General features: G+C 71.2%; 14 protein-coding genes and 1 pseudogene. 14 read left to right on the forward strand and 1 reads right to left on the reverse strand.

Annotated elements, in window-relative coordinates; translation table 11 throughout:
* Together OJ997_RS34675 and OJ997_RS34680 are read left to right on the forward strand one after the other, a co-directional pair.
* The coding region (locus tag OJ997_RS34675; RefSeq protein ID WP_372517969.1) for a WD40/YVTN/BNR-like repeat-containing protein at positions 1-3065 on the forward strand (3065 nt) is incomplete at its 5' end.
* Complete coding sequence (locus OJ997_RS34680; protein ID WP_270030020.1) at positions 3062-3823, forward strand: hypothetical protein; 762 nt, start codon at positions 3062-3064, stop codon at positions 3821-3823. The genes OJ997_RS34675 and OJ997_RS34680, both read left to right, overlap by 4 nt.
* Before the next feature lie 24 nt (positions 3824-3847).
* Here OJ997_RS34680 and OJ997_RS34685 read toward each other — a convergent pair whose 3' ends face one another.
* Positions 3848-5761, reverse strand: a complete 1914-nt coding sequence (locus OJ997_RS34685; RefSeq protein ID WP_270030021.1) for a glycerophosphodiester phosphodiesterase family protein — start codon at positions 5759-5761, stop codon at positions 3848-3850.
* 236 nt (positions 5762-5997) lie between these two features.
* Here OJ997_RS34685 and OJ997_RS34690 point away from each other — a divergent pair, with 236 nt between their 5' ends.
* The 12 genes and pseudogenes from OJ997_RS34690 to OJ997_RS34745 form a co-directional block, all read left to right on the forward strand.
* Complete coding sequence (locus OJ997_RS34690; RefSeq protein ID WP_270030022.1) at positions 5998-6537, forward strand: HD domain-containing protein; 540 nt, start codon at positions 5998-6000, stop codon at positions 6535-6537.
* 53 nt (positions 6538-6590) lie between these two features.
* Positions 6591-6932, forward strand: a complete 342-nt coding sequence (locus OJ997_RS34695) for a winged helix-turn-helix domain-containing protein (RefSeq protein WP_270030023.1) — start codon at positions 6591-6593, stop codon at positions 6930-6932.
* Between the two features lie 60 nt (positions 6933-6992).
* Complete coding sequence (gene pstS, locus OJ997_RS34700; protein WP_270030024.1) at positions 6993-8114, forward strand: phosphate ABC transporter substrate-binding protein PstS; 1122 nt, start codon at positions 6993-6995, stop codon at positions 8112-8114.
* Positions 8115-8165: 51 nt separating this feature from the next.
* On the forward strand, positions 8166-9089 hold the full coding sequence (gene pstC, locus OJ997_RS34705; protein WP_272600626.1) for a phosphate ABC transporter permease subunit PstC: 924 nt from the start codon (positions 8166-8168) through the stop codon (positions 9087-9089).
* 4 nt (positions 9090-9093) lie between these two features.
* Positions 9094-10263, forward strand: a complete 1170-nt coding sequence (gene pstA / locus OJ997_RS34710) for a phosphate ABC transporter permease PstA (RefSeq protein ID WP_270030026.1) — start codon at positions 9094-9096, stop codon at positions 10261-10263.
* Complete coding sequence (gene pstB / locus OJ997_RS34715; RefSeq protein ID WP_270030027.1) at positions 10260-11060, forward strand: phosphate ABC transporter ATP-binding protein PstB; 801 nt, start codon at positions 10260-10262, stop codon at positions 11058-11060. Before pstA ends, pstB begins: the two co-directional genes overlap by 4 nt.
* A gap of 25 nt (positions 11061-11085) precedes the next feature.
* A complete protein-coding gene (gene phoU, locus OJ997_RS34720) occupies positions 11086-11763 on the forward strand; it encodes a phosphate signaling complex protein PhoU (RefSeq protein ID WP_270030028.1) in 678 nt (225 codons plus the stop codon).
* A gap of 111 nt (positions 11764-11874) precedes the next feature.
* A complete protein-coding gene (locus tag OJ997_RS34725) occupies positions 11875-12765 on the forward strand; it encodes a response regulator transcription factor (RefSeq protein ID WP_270030029.1) in 891 nt (296 codons plus the stop codon).
* Between the two features lie 12 nt (positions 12766-12777).
* Entirely contained in the window at positions 12778-13149 is a 372-nt protein-coding gene (locus tag OJ997_RS34730; RefSeq protein ID WP_270030030.1) for a hypothetical protein, read from the forward strand.
* A gap of 85 nt (positions 13150-13234) precedes the next feature.
* Complete coding sequence (locus OJ997_RS34735) at positions 13235-13765, forward strand: hypothetical protein (protein ID WP_270030031.1); 531 nt, start codon at positions 13235-13237, stop codon at positions 13763-13765.
* Between the two features lie 83 nt (positions 13766-13848).
* Positions 13849-14196 carry a hypothetical protein gene (locus tag OJ997_RS34740; RefSeq protein WP_270030032.1) on the forward strand — a complete coding sequence of 116 codons (348 nt, stop codon included), beginning with the start codon at positions 13849-13851 and terminating at the stop codon, positions 14194-14196.
* Positions 14193-14379, forward strand: a pseudogene (locus OJ997_RS34745) (hypothetical protein); the annotation flags it as partial. The gene OJ997_RS34740 and the pseudogene OJ997_RS34745, both read left to right, overlap by 4 nt.

Raw genomic sequence — 14379 nt, forward strand, 5'->3', positions numbered from 1 at the left:
CCGCCCGCGCGCCGCTCACCGCCGCGGCCACCGCGCCCGGCCAGCCCGCCGGCGCCCTCGAGTCGGCCGCGCTCGCGGTCGGCCAGGAGGGCACCGTGCTCCGCTACGCGCCGGGTGGCGGCTGGACGCGGGAGTTCCTGCTCTCGTCCTCCGGTGCGGTCTCCAAGCCGCTGCTGCGCGGCGTCGCCTGGCCCGAGCCGGGCCGCGCGCACGCCGTCGGCGACCTCGGCGCGATGTGGCTCTGGCGCGCCGAGACCGGCCTGTGGGAGCGCGACCCCGCGGCGCCCGTGGGCTTCGAGAAGCACCTGATGGGGATCGCGTTCGCCCCGAGCGACCCGCTGCGCGGCTACGCCGTCGGCAAGGAAGGCACGATCCTGCGCTACGACAAGTCGTGGCTGCCGGAGACGGTGCCGGACGGGTTCGCGACCCGCCACTTCACGGGCATCGCGTTCGCCGGCAACCAGGCGATCGTCGCCGCGGGCGAGGACCTGCTCGTCAACGACGGGGCCGGCTGGCGCGCCGACGCGGACGCCAAGGCCCTGCTGAACGGCGCCCGGATCGTCGTCGTCGCCGGGCTCCCGGACGGCGGCGCGGTCGCGGCCGGCCCGGACATCGTGATCGAGCGCGACAGCCCCTCAGACCCGTGGCGGCGCTCGGCCCAGCCGCTGCTCGGCGTCACGCCGGTCGCGCTCGCGGCCTACCGCCTCAACGGCGCGGTCCGCGCGCTCGCGGCCGTGCAGCCGCAGCTTCCGTACCCGGTGTCCGACGTGCTGCCGGAAGTCGGCCCGGACTCGCCGCCGGCGATCATCCCGGCGTTCCCGCTGCCCGCCGACGGCTACCTCGTGCGCGAGACGCAGGACGGCTGGCGCGACGAGCAGCGCACGGCCTACGCCGGCTCCTCCGCCGACCGGCCCGTCAAGTCCGACCCGATCGGCGCGCTGCTCGTCGACGCGGGCGGCGAGGGCTGGGCGCTCGGCGGCTGGAGCGGCGAGTCCGACGCCGCCGGCCGCGGCAACGGCAGCCGCTCCGGCCAGGGCACCGCCGACCGCGCGCGCGTGCAGACCGCGGCGATCCTGCGCTACGCCACCGGCGCGCAGCCCGCGCAGCCGCCGGCGCTTACCAAGACCGGCACCAACCTCGACGCCGCCGTCGCGCGGTTCGCGGTCGCCGGCCACGCCGCGTGCGCGGAGGCGTGCGCCGACCTGCGCGACGAGTCGCTCGGGCCGGACCGCACGCTGCGCGCGGCCAAGGACCTCGTCGCCGCGCTGGCGGCCCAGGGCAACGGTCCCCGCATGCTCCTTTACACGGGCGGACGCCTTCCCACAGAGCAGAAGCTGGACGAACGCGAAGCCGCACGGTTCGCGGGCCTTCTGCTCCCAGGCGTACCGGCCTACGCCGCTCCCTCCGCCGCCGACACGGCGGAGGGGGCGGCCGGCACCTTCACGGACGCGTTCACCGCGGCACCCGCGCCGTTCGGCGGCGGGCTGCCGGCGGAGGGCGTGGCCCCGACGACCGGCGCGGCGACGGCCCGTCCGGGCGCGCGGACGCACTACGCGTTCGACTCGCTCGGCGCGGGCGGGACCGTGCGCGTGGTCGTGATCGACAACTCGGCCGGCTCGCTCGCGGACTCCGATCCGCACCAGAACCCGCCCGAGCCCCAGCTGCCGTGGCTGATCGCCACCCTCGACGAGGCCAAGCGCCAGGGCGTCCCGTCGATCGTGATGGGCAGCCGCGACCTCAACACGCGCTTCGCGCCCGCGCTGAACGTGGCGACGGACGGGGACGAGGTCGCGCAGGTCCTGGTCGACCACGGCGCGTCCGCGTACTTCTTCGAACGCCCGGAGGAGAACCGCGTCTACCCGATCCCGAGCGGCGCGCTGACCACGATCCCGTCCTTCGGCACGGGCACGCTCGGCTACCGCTCGGCGCAGGCGAACACCACGACCGGGCCGGACTCCGTCTTCGGCGACGCGGGCCTGCTGCTCGCGGAGGTCGACACCGCCAAGCGCGACGCCGCCACCAACCGCGCCCCGGTCACCGTCCGGCTGCTGCCGATCATCGACGAGCTCACGCTGCAGGCCGTCGACGGCACGCTGCTGCGCCGCTCGCGGCCGTCGCTCTTCCAGGGCCTCGGCCGGCGGCCGGTCGGCGGCGACCGCTGGGGCGCGGCCGTCGGCGGCGGCGACCCGCAGCCGCCCGGCTCGGACCCGTACACGGCCCTCCCGCCGCAGCTGTGCTCAGGCGCGACGTGCGCCACCCGGATCGCGCCCGAGTACGAGTTCACCTCGAGCGACCCGGACATCGGCGACTTCGTCGCGCAGGACCCGAGCTCGACGAACCTGCGCAAGCCGGCGATCGGTCCCGACGACAAGGTCATCTCCGACCACAAGTCGGGCCTGTTCTGCCCGTTCAACGCGGGCACGACGACGATCACGGTCAAGACCGGCGGGATCGCCTACAGCGCGAAGGTGACCGTGCAGGCCGGCTCCGTCCAGCGGCCCTGCGGTACGCGCCCGCTCGACGCGACGCGGTTCAAGCCCCCGGCGCCGGCGACCCCGCCGACGTCCCCGCCGCCGCCGGCCTCGGTGCCCGCCGACAGCCCGCTGTCGCTGGTCCCGCCGACGCCCCCGCCGGCGGCCGAGCAGGAGCGCGAGCGCGAGCGCCGTGAGCCGCGCCAGAACCCGCCGGTGCAGCCGGTCGCGACGCCGATCCCGATCGTCGACGAACCCCCGCCGCAGCAGCGCAACACGCCGACGAGCAATCCGCCGGCCACCCCGCCGCCGCCCGCGAGCTCGTTCGCCCGGCCGATCCCGCCGGGTGGCGCGGTCATCCGCGTGCACGAGGAGAAGCGCGAGGAGGAGGTCGCGCCGGACAGCTCCGCCGCGGCCGTCGCCTACCGCTACTCCGACCACGCGCCCGTCGGGGTCTACCTCTACGGCCTCGTCGTGCTGGCCGCCTTCGCGGGTGCCACGTTGCGGCTCGGCCTCAAGCGCCGCTCCCGCGGCGTCGAGCACGCCGCGGTCCACACCCCCTCGACCCTCCCGTACCGGAGACGCCGTCCATGAAGAAACACGCCGCGCTGATCGTCGCGCTGCTCGCCCTCGTCCTGTCGTTCACCGGTGTCGCCGACGCCGCCCGCCAGGCCGTCGTCAACGTCGTGTCCAAGCCGAAGCCGAACGCCGTCCTGCGGCTGGACAAGAAGGGCAAGTTCCCGGCCAAGGCGATCCCGAAGGTCGACGCCGCCAAGCGCGCCGACCGCCTCGGGACGCTCCGGGCCGCGGACGTCACGATGACCTGCGACGCCCAGACCGTCGACCTCGGCACCTGGTGCCTGCAGGCCTCCCCGTACCCGCTGCCCAACGAGGACATCGGCAAGAACGACTACGCCTACGCCTCCAAGGCGTGCGTGGACGCGGGCGGCTACCTGCCCACGGCCGCCCAGCTGATCGGCGCCGCGGACCGCGTCAAGCTCGCCTCCACGATCGACGACGCGGTCGTCACCTCCTCGCCCGACGTCGACGCGACGGATGGGTTGAAGGACCGCCGCGAGATGTCCTCGACGCTGATCACGACCCAGGCCGGCTCCTCGGCCGCGGGCTCGCAGGGCGTCACCGACGGCTCCCGCGGCGACCCGCGCGCGGGCGAGCCCGACCCGGTGCCGCTGCCCGCCAACCCGTACCCGCAGTCCCTGCAGTACGTGACGGTCTACGACAACGGCAACAAGGGCGGCTTCGCGGGCTCCAAGCCGGTCTCCTCGCCCGAGTCGTTCCGCTGCGCCTTCAACAAGGCCCAGGGCGAGAGCGCCACCGAGACCGCCGGCTAGCGCTCTCACCCCGCAACGGGCTGCCTACCGCAGCCCGTTGCGCTTCGCGACCAGCAGGAGCGCGTCGGGATCGTCGGAGATGATCCCGTCCACGCCCAGGTCGATCACGCGCTGCATCGTCGGCTGGTCGTTGATCGTGTAGGGCACGACGCGCAGACCCTTGTCCTGGAGCGTCGGGACCGGCGGGCCGTGGTAGATCGCCGGGTCCTCCTTCAGGTAGTAGTCCGCGTTGTTGACCTTGCCCTGCGTCGGGTCGTGCACCTGCCAGTTGGAGGACACGACGTCGGCCTTCGCGGCGTTGACGAGCTTGCCGAGGTCCTTGTACCGCCACCAGTCCAGGCCGCCGGTCCACGGGCTGATCACGGACGGGTCGCCGATCACGGCCTGCAGGGAGCACTCGTCGCTGATGTCGTCGCAGTCGGCGCCGGCGTACTGCCAGACCAGGGCGACGGTCTCGATCTGCGGGTCCAGCTGCTTGGAGAGGCGGATCGTGCGCCAGTCGAACGACTGGATCATCGCGCGGCTGCGGAGGTTGTTGTCCTGGATGAGCTTGACGACCTTGGCGGTGAAGACGTCGTAGGGGACGGTGTCGTCGACGGTCGGCGAGATCTTGGTCTCGATGTTGAAGCGCACGTCGGTGTCGCCCTTGGCGGCGACGAGGTCGAAGACCTCCTGCAGCGTCGGCATCTTCTCGCCCGGGCTCGCGACCCAACCGGGCTGGCCGGCGAAGTCGCCCTTGGAGCCGCAGTCGAGCGTGCGGATCTGCGCGAACGTCAGCTGGCTGATCGGCTGGCCGAGCAGCGCCGCGTCGCCCTGGCAGTGGTTCGGGTTGATCGAGCGGTCGTGCGCGACGACGACCACGCCGTCCTTGGTCACGGCGGTGTCGAGCTCGAGCGTGTCAACGTCGCGGGACAGTCCGTAGGTGAACGCGGCGAGCGTGTTCTCCGGCCGGTAGCGGCGGCCGCCGCGGTGCGCCTCGACGTCGAACGGGGAGGCGATCGGGTCCGGCAGATCGAGGCCCTCGGCGTCCATGACCTCGCGCAGGCGGTCCGGGTAGTCGGTGATGATCCCGTCCACGTCGCGCTTGATCAGCGTCTTCATGTCGGCCTTCTGGTTGACCGTCCACGGGATCACGGTCAGGCCGCGGTTGTGGGCGGACTTGATCAGGCGGTCGGTGATGTCCTGGTAGCGGGGGGAGAGGACGTCGGCCTTGAGCTCGTCCGCCACGGCCAGCGCGAGCGAGCCGTCACCGAACGGGTTGTTGCCGATCTTGATGCCGGCCGTCCACGGGGTGCCCTTCTTGATCGTGTCCGCCTGCGCGAGCGCGACCCGGCGCAGCGACGGCGCCACGCGGCGCGCCTCGACCAGCGTGCGCCAGTCGAACGACTGGATCAGCGAGCGCTTGGTCATCTTGTACTTCTTGATCTCGGCGATGACCTTGCGCGCGAACGGCCCCGGCGCGATCGTGTCGTTCTTGTTCGCGGGCGTCGGGTCGATCTTCGTCTCGATGTTGAACTGCACGCCCTTGGCGCCGTAGCGGTTCGCGAGTTCGAAGACCTCGGCGAGCGTGGGCATCTTCGTGCCGGGGACCGCCTCCTGCGTGGGCAGGAACTCGTCCGTGGACGGCACCGGCGGGCGGCGGGTGCCGCAGTCGAGCTGCTTGATCTGCTTGAGCGTGAGGTCCTTCACGAGCTTGCCGACGTGCGGGCCCGAGCACTCCAGCGTCGAGATCCGGCGCTCGTGCGAGACGACCACCACGCCGTCCTTGGTCACGCCCGTGTCGAGCTCCAGCGTCGTCACGCCCAGGCGCAGCGAATGCCCGAACGACGCGAGCGTGTTCTCGGGCCGGAGCCCGCGTCCGCCGCGGTGCGACTCGAGGTCGAAGGCCTCGGCGGCCAGGGCCGTCGGGGCCGACGCGAGCAGGATCAGTCCGCTCACGCCCAGCGCTTTGGAAAACCGTGAAAGGTTCATGGGGCGCGAGCTTGCTCTCGCAACAACTCGTGTAGGTCGCTGGAATGTGAACGGCGCCCCATGCGCGCGGCCGGCTTCGCCGGCGCGTGCGCATCTCGGCTTGGGAAAATCGCTGCGCGGATTTTCCGGTCGGTACGGTGGTCTGAGTGCTTACGACCAGACTGCCGCCTTTCGCCGAGGCACGTCCGAGCGTCCGCCGAGCCGTGGAGTGGGCCCTCGTCATGCATGCCGACCAGCGCCGTGACGTCGACCAGGCCCCGTTCGTCCTGCATCCGCTCGAGGTCGCCTCGCTCCTGAACGGGCGCGACTTCAGCGACGACGTCGTCACCGCCGGGGTGCTGCACGACATCGTCGAGAACACGAGCGTGACCGTCGACGACGTCGAGCGCCGGTTCGGGGTCCGCGTCGCCGCGCTGGTCGCCGCGGTCTCCGACGACCCTTCGATCAAGGACTACGGCGCCCGCAAGGCCGCGCTGCGCGACCAGGTCGCCGCGGCCGGGGCCGGCGCGTGCGCCGTCTACGCCGCGGACAAGGTCGCCAAGGTGCGCGAGCTGCGCGCGAAGGCCACGCAGGACCCGTCGGTGCTGCACGGCGCCAAGCTCGAGCACTACCGCGCCAGCTTGGAGATGCTGCGCGCCGCGACGACGGGCCTGGCGCTCGTCGACCAGCTCGAGTTCGAGCTCTGGGCGCTCGACGTGTTGCCGCCTTCACAACCTGATAACCGGCAGTTCACAGCCGGGTAACCGCCAGCCGGCTCGTACGTCGCAAGGTACGCGACGTGCAGACAAGTGAGCCGATGGAAGTCCTGGTCGCAGGGGAGCTGGAGATTCGTCCCTCCGAGCATCTGGCCCGGGCCCGCGGCCGCACGCTGTCGCTTTCGGTCCGCGAGCTCGAGTTGCTCGCGGCCCTGGCGCGGCGCGAAGGCAGGATCGTGGCGCGCGAGGAGCTGTACGAGACGGTGTGGGGCGCCCCGTTACGCGGGCAGGACCGGTCCGTGGACGTCTACGTCCACAAGTTGCGGACCAAGCTCGCGACCGCCCTCCCGGAGTGGGAGTTCATCCACACCCACTTCGGCTTCGGCTACAGATTTCAGCCGGAGCCTTCACATCCTTTTCACAGGTCGGAAACGCGTCGATAACAGACTTGTGCCGACGGCCTGCGAGGGTCGCCGGCTCATGCAACGAGAAGGAAGGGTTCGATGATTTCGAAGCGGTTCATGCCGGCGTGCGCGGCTGCTCTCGCGACGCTGGCTTTCGCGGCTTGCGGCGCGTCCAACGAGGACGAGCCGGAGAGCCCCGCCACGGGCGGCAGCACTCCCGCGGCGGAAGAGGCCCCCGAGCTGTCGGGCAACCTCGCCGGCGCCGGCGCGTCCTCGCAGGAGGCGGCGATGCAGGCCTGGATCGCCGGCTTCCAGGAGGCCAACCCCGACACGACGATCTCCTACGACGCGGTCGGCTCCGGCGGCGGTCGTGAGCAGTTCATCGCCGGCGGCACGGCCTTCGGCGGCACGGACTCCCACCTCAAGGAGGAGGAGCTCACCGGTGCCCAGGAGCGCTGCGGCGGTCCGGACAACCTGATCGAGATCCCGGCGTACATCTCGCCGATCGCGGTCATCTACAACCTCGAGGGCGTCGAGAACCTGCAGCTCTCGCCCGAGACGCTGGCCAAGATCTTCAAGCAGGAGATCAAGACCTGGGACGACGCGGCGATCAAGGCCGACAACCCGGACGCCACGCTCCCGAGCGATCGCATCACGGTCGTCAACCGCTCTGACGAGTCGGGCACGACGGAGAACTTCCAGGAGTACCTGAACGCCGTCGCCCCGGACGTGTGGGACTTCGAGGTCAGCGGTGACTGGCCCGTCAAGGGTGGCGAGGCCGCGCAGGGCACCTCCGGCGTCGTCGACGCCGTCAAGGCCGGCAAGGGCGCGATCGGCTACGCCGACGCTTCCCAGGCGGGCGACCTCGGCAAGGCTTCGGTCAAGGTCGGCGAGGAGTTCGTCGCCCCGACCCCCGAGGCGGCCGCCAAGATCGTCGAGGCCTCCGAGGAGACCGACGACCCGGGCGCGCACGTGTTCACGTACGAGCTCAACCGCACCACGACCGAGGCCGGCACGTACCCGATCGTCCTCGTGTCCTACCTGATGGCCTGCACGAAGTACGACGACGCCGCCCAGGGCGCCCTGGTCAAGGGCTTCGTCAACTACATCGTCAGCCCGGAGGGCCAGCAGGCCGCCGCGACCAACGCGGGCTCTGCCCCGATCAGCGACGCCGTCCGCGCCAAGGTGCAGCCGGCCGTCGACGCGATCGCGGCCAACTAACGAACCACCACTGGAGCTGAGACAGACGTGAGCGCAGCCGACGTCGACGACCTGCAATCCGTAGTTCGCGGCGGACCCGCCAAGGGCGGCGTCGGCGACCGCGTCTTCAAGGGCTTCGCAACCGGCGCGGGTGGCCTGATCCTGGCCACCCTCGCCGGTGTGGCGATCTTCCTCCTGGTGAAGGCCTGGCCGGCCATCACCGCGAGCGCCGAGGACCTCCCCAACCAGGAGAGCCTCGTCGCCTACATCTGGCCGCTGCTGTTCGGCACGGTGGTCGCGGCCACCATCGCGATCGTGGTCGCGGTGCCGATGGCGGTCGCCGTGGCGCTGTTCATCAGCCACATCGCGCCGCGTCGCATCGCCCAGCCGATGAGCTACCTGATCGATCTTCTGGCGGCGATCCCGAGCGTCATCTACGGCCTCTGGGGCATCGCCGTCCTCGGCCCGGCCGCGGTGCCGGTCCTCGAGTGGCTCTCGGACAACCTCGGCTTCATCCCGCTGTTCGAGGGCCCCGCGTCCTCGACGGGCCGCACGATGCTCGTCGCCGGCGTCGTGCTGGCGGTGATGATCCTCCCGATCATCACGGCGGTCACGCGCTCCGTGTTCGAGCAGACGCCGCGCCGCCTGCAGGAGGGCGCGCTCGCGCTCGGCGCCACGCGCTGGGAGATGATCCGCCTGACCGTCCTGCCGTTCGGCAAGTCGGCGATCATCTCCGCCTCGATGCTCGGCCTCGGCCGCGCGCTGGGCGAGACCATGGCCGTCGCGATCCTGCTGTCGGTCTCCGGCGGGATCAGCCCGAACCTGATCGGCTCGGCGAACCCGTCGACGATCGCCTCCAACATCGCGCTCGACTTCCCCGAGTCCTCCGGCCTCGCGGTCAACGCCCTGATCGCCTCCGGCCTCGTCCTCTTCGCCCTGACGCTCGTGGTCAACATGGCCGCGCGCGCGGTGATCAACCGCCAGGTCCGGATCTAATCCCATGAGCACCGAACCCACTGAACGCGAGCACGTGACCGAGCCCACCCCGCAGGACCGGCCGGCGGCGCGCTCGCTCGCCGCCAACGCCCAGGCGCACGCTGTCGAGGCGCCTGTGGGCGAGCAGCCGACCCGCGTCCGCCCACCGGTGCAGGTCGCCGGCACAGTGCTCCCCTGGTGGGCGCCGTGGGGCATCGTCGCCGGCGTCGCCGTGCTGGTCGCCGCGCTCCTCTCCATCAGCGGCTTCAACCTGGCGCTCTGGGTCGTGGCCACCGTCGTCGTGGGCGGCATCGCCCAGTACGTCGTCTCGCGCGTCGTCGAAGGGCCACGCCGCGCCACCGACCGCGGCGTGACCTACGCCGTCGTCGCCGCGTTCGCGCTCGCGCTGACGCCGCTCGTCTCCCTGCTCTACACCGTGGTCTCGCGCGGTGCCGCGCGCTTCGACTCGACCTTCTTCACCTGGTCGATGCGCGGCGTGATCGGCGAGGGTGGCGGCGCCGTCCACGCGATCTACGGCACGCTGATCATCACGGGCTGCGCCGCCGTGATCTCGGTGCCGATCGGCATCCTGGCCGCGATCTACCTGCAGGAGTACGGTCAGGGGCGCCTCAAGCGCGCGCTGACGTTCTTCGTGGACGTCATGACCGGCATCCCGTCGATCGTCGCCGGCCTGTTCGCGTTCGCGCTGTTCTCGATCTTCTTCGGGCCGGGCATCCGCCTCGGCATCATGGGCGCCGTCGCGCTCGCGGTGCTGATGATCCCGATCGTCGTGCGCTCCACCGAGGAGATGCTGCGGATCGTCCCGAACTCGCTGCGCGAGGCCTCTTACGCGCTCGGCGTGCCGAAGTGGCGCACGATCGTCAAGGTCGTCCTGCCGACGGCGCTCGGCGGCATCGTCACCGGCGTCGTGCTCGCGATCGCCCGCATCATCGGCGAGACCGCCCCGCTGCTGATCACGACCGGCGTCGTCGCGTCGGTCAACACCAACCCGTTCGACGGCCGCATGCAGAACCTCGCGGTCTTCGCCTTCAGCTCTTACAAGTCCCCCGGCGTGCCGCCCGAGCCGTCGATCGACCGTGCGTGGACCGCCGCGCTCGTGCTGATCCTGATCGTGATGATCTTGAACGTGGGCGCCCGCTTCATCTACCGCCGCTTCGGCACGGAGATCCGATGACCGCCATCGCGCCTGTCAAGGCCAAGAGCGTCAAGGCCACCAACCTGAACCTGTACTACGGGAACTTCCTGGCGGTCAAGGACGTCAACATCACGATCGAGCCGAACAAGGTCACGGCGCTGATCGGGTCCTCCGGCTGCGGCAAGTCGACGTTCCTGCGCTCGATCAACCGCATGCACGAGCTCATCCCGGGCGCGTACGCCGAGGGCGAGATCCTGCTCGACCACACGAACGTCTACGCGCCCGACGCCGACCCGGTGCAGGTCCGCCGCCAGATCGGCATGGTCTTCCAGGCGCCGAACCCGTTCCCGACGATGTCGATCTACGACAACGTCGCGGCCGGCCTCAAGCTCAACGCGAAGAAGATCAAGAAGTCCGACCTCGACGCGATCGTCGAGCGCTCGCTCCGCGGCGCGAACCTCTGGGACGAGGTCAAGGACCGCCTCGGCAAGCCCGGCATGGGCCTGTCCGGCGGCCAGCAGCAGCGTCTGTGCATCGCCCGCGCGACGGCCGTCGAGCCCGACGTGCTCCTGATGGACGAGCCCGCCTCGGCCCTCGACCCGATCTCCACGCTCGCGATCGAGGACCTGATCACGGAGCTCAAGAAGGAGTACACGATCGTGATCGTCACGCACAACATGCAGCAGGCGTCGCGCTCGTCGGACAACACCGCCTTCTTCAACATCGAGGGCACGGGCAAGCCCGGTCGCCTCGTCGAGGTTGACACCACGGAGAAGATCTTCTCCAACCCGTCCAATAAGGAGACCGAGGACTACGTCAGCGGCCGATTCGGCTGAGCCCCCTGCGGTCAGGAGAGAGATCGTGGGCGGACGTCAGCAGTTCCAAGAAGAGCTTCGCGAGCTCGAGACCCAGGCGCTCGGGGGGATCGACCTCGTCATCAAGACCCTCGACCGCACGCTCGAGGCGCTCGAGCACCAGGACATCGAGCTCGCGTCGATCGTCATCCACGATGACGATCGCATCGACGGGCGCTACCTCGAGGTCCAGCAGGGGATCCTCTCGCTGCTGGCCTTGCAGGCGCCCGTCGCGTCGGACCTGCGGCTCGTCGCCGCGCTGCTGCACGTGATCAAGCACGTGGAGCGGATGGGCGACCAGTGCGTGAACATCGCGAAGATGCTCCCGGTGGTGGGCTACGACCCGCCCAAGGACGAGCAGATGCTCGAGTACATCTTCAAGATGGGCAAGCTCGCGCGGTCCGAGGTCGAGCAGTGCAAGCAGGCGTTCCTGCTGCGCGACGTGCAGGTGGCCGAGGACCTGGTGCGCCAGGACCACGAGATCAACCGCCTGAACCGGTGCGTGTTCTCGCGTGCCGTGGAGATCGGCACGGACGCGGATCGGCGCGAGTGGGCGATGTCGATGATGCTCGTCGCGCGCGCGATCGAGCGGATCGGTGACAACGCGGTGGACATCGGCGAGCAGGTCGCGTTCGTCGTCACGGGGCAGTTCCGGGAGTTCTCGGACGCCTCGCACGTCAGCTAGTCGCCGCGTGTGAGCCAGATCACGGATCCGCCGCTTCTTCGGCGGATCCCGTTTTCTGGTTGTAACCAGATCGTTATCTGGACGGTTTGGCTCTCGTAGACAAACCCCGTCATGGATACTGTTCCCATCGAGATGACGACGATGAGCGAAGAGCGGCGCACCGGCGCCGCGCCCGGCGGCCAGTCCACCGTCCGGCTCGCGGTGATCGACTCCGACACCGGCTTCCTCCAGGTGCTGGGTAAGCGCCTCGAGGGCATGGGTTGGCAGTACCGCGTGTTGGCCTCACCCGTTCCGCTGGACGCCATGGTGGCGATGCGGCTGAACGCGGTCGTGGTCGACCTGGCCGTCCTGGGTCCCCAGGGCTGGACGTACCTCGACAAGCTCTGCGCGCGTCTGCCCGGTCTGGGCGTCATCGTGTGCACCGGCCAGTCCTCCGTCGCCCAGCGCGTGCGCGGCCTGCGGCTCGGCGCCGACGACTGGGTCACCAAGCCCTGTCATCCCGAGGAGCTCATCGCCCGCGTCGAGGCCGTCGTCCGCCGCCGCAAGCGCGCCGACGTGCGCGTCGAGAAGGGCCCCGTCATGATCGGCGAGGTCGAGATCCGCGCGGATCAGTTCCAGGCCTTCGTCGGCGGCGTCTCCGTCGAGCTCACCCGTCGCGAGTTCGAGCTCATCCAGCTCTTGGCCGAGGCCGAGGGCCAGGTGCTCCAGCGCGAGGAGATCTACCAGCGCGTCTGGGGCTACGCCATGGTCCACGGCGACCGCTCGGTCGACGTCTTCGTGCGCAAGCTGCGCTCCAAGCTCGAGCGCGCCTCGTCGAACTGGCGCTACATCCACACCCACTTCGGCATCGGCTACCGCTTCTCCGCCGAGCCCGTCGAGGAGCCGGTCGGCGCGGCCCTGCCCGTGCCCGAGCCCTCCGCCGACGTGTTGGCGCCGCTCGAGGCGTCCCTGGCCGCGGAGCCCGCCATGGCCCCCGCGCCCGAGTACGTCTCCACGCACTAGAGTTGACGTCCGGTGGACCCGGACCGCAACAAGCACATCCGCAACGTCGCGATCATCCTCGTGCTCGCCGTCGCCGTCTGGAAGCTCCCGGGCGGCGGCACCGCGGCCGCGACGATCGGCAACGTCTTCTCGGTGCTCTTCCTCGGCGGCTTCTGCTGGCTCGGCTACCGCCTCTACATGGAGCACCGGGACACCGTGATGGGTCTCGAGGAGCGCCAGCGCGCCCTCGCCTACGGCGCCTTCGCGCTGACGATCTTCGCCGTCGCCGCCACCGGCCGCCTCTGGTCGGACCTGGGCATCGCCGGCGGCATGCTGTGGATGCTGATGCTCGGCCTGGCCGGCTGGGCGTTCTACAGCGTCTGGCGCGCCTACAAGACCTACTGAATTTGCACTCCCGGCACACAGCCGGCGCACTTTCGTAACAAGTACGCGTAGACCCGCATGAGGGTCCCGGGCGAGGCTTCGAACCATGCCCAACCGCCCCGGTCCCCGCGCCTGCAGTCGGCCCGGCCAGCGCGTCCGCGTCCGGCCTGCGCCCGGGCTGCGTGCCCGCCGCCTGCGCGCCCTTGCCCTGCGCGCCCGTGGCCTAGGCGTCCTGCGTGGCCCCGGCGTGCGTGCCCGTCGTCGCGCTCGCGGTCTCCGCGCGAGCCCATCCGGTCGCCTCCACCCCTTCGCGAGCACGGGCCAGGCGTCGGTCGAGCTCGTCGCTCTTCTGCCACTCGTCGTGCTCGTCCTGGCGGGCGCCTTCCAGGCCGTGCTGGCCGGTGAGGCCGTCTGGCAGTCCCGTGTCGCCGCCCGCGCCGCGGCCCGCGCCCATTCGCTCGGCGCCGACCCCGCGGCGGCCGCGCGCTCCCATCTCCCACCACGCCTCGAGCGGGGCCTGCAGGTGAAGTCCGACGCGTCCGGCGACGTGCGCGTCTCCGTCCGCATCCCGGCGGTCGTCCCGTCCTTGGCCCTTGGCCGCGTGGCCTCCACGTCCCACTTCCGCCCGCAGTCATGACGACCAGCCGAGTCGACCGGGGGTGTGTCCGCAAACCTTCCCCACAGGCAAGTTTCCGGGCACACCCCCACCGACGCGACCGCTTGCGCCGGGTCGCGGACCACCGCGGCCAGGCCACGATCGAGCTGCTCGGGCTACTTCCGCTCGTCGTGCTCATCGCGCTCGTGGCGTTCACCTTCATCGCGTCCCACACCGCCCACGAGCAGGCGGGTGAAGCCGCCGAGGCGGGAGCCCTCGCCCTCCTCCAGGGCGGCATCGACCCGCGCACCGCGGCCCGCGAAGCCCTTCCCAAGCCGGTCCGCGCCCGCGCGACCATCACGCTCGAAGGCCGCCGCGTCCACGTCCGCGTCCTGCCGCGCCTCCCGATCTCGGGTCTCACGAACCGACTCGCGGGCGAAGCCCGCGCCGACGCCGGCCCGTCCACACCATGAGCCGAGCCCTGGATTTCTTCATCTCCCCGGCGCCGGAGCCGCCCACCACCGACACCGCGCGCGTCCCACGCAAGCAACGCACCCGCGCGCACGCCCGCCGCACCTCGGCCGCTCCCGCGCCGGGCTCCGCGCCGCGCGCGCCGGCGCCGCACGTTCCGCCCGCGTCCGCACCGCCCGCGCTCG

This window comes from Solirubrobacter phytolaccae (genome assembly GCF_027587195.1).
Classification (GTDB): Bacteria; Actinomycetota; Thermoleophilia; order Solirubrobacterales; family Solirubrobacteraceae; genus Solirubrobacter; species Solirubrobacter phytolaccae.

Coding starts and splice junctions, on each gene's coding strand:
- OJ997_RS34680 (WP_270030020.1), top strand. CDS start 3,062: ATGAAGAAACACGCCGCGCTGATCGTCGCGCTGCTCGCCCTCGTCCTG.
- OJ997_RS34695 (WP_270030023.1), top strand. CDS start 6,591: ATGGAAGTCCTGGTCGCAGGGGAGCTGGAGATTCGTCCCTCCGAGCAT.
- pstS (WP_270030024.1), top strand. CDS start 6,993: ATGATTTCGAAGCGGTTCATGCCGGCGTGCGCGGCTGCTCTCGCGACG.
- pstA (WP_270030026.1), top strand. CDS start 9,094: ATGAGCACCGAACCCACTGAACGCGAGCACGTGACCGAGCCCACCCCG.
- pstB (WP_270030027.1), top strand. CDS start 10,260: ATGACCGCCATCGCGCCTGTCAAGGCCAAGAGCGTCAAGGCCACCAAC.
- OJ997_RS34725 (WP_270030029.1), top strand. CDS start 11,875: ATGGATACTGTTCCCATCGAGATGACGACGATGAGCGAAGAGCGGCGC.
- OJ997_RS34735 (WP_270030031.1), top strand. CDS start 13,235: ATGCCCAACCGCCCCGGTCCCCGCGCCTGCAGTCGGCCCGGCCAGCGC.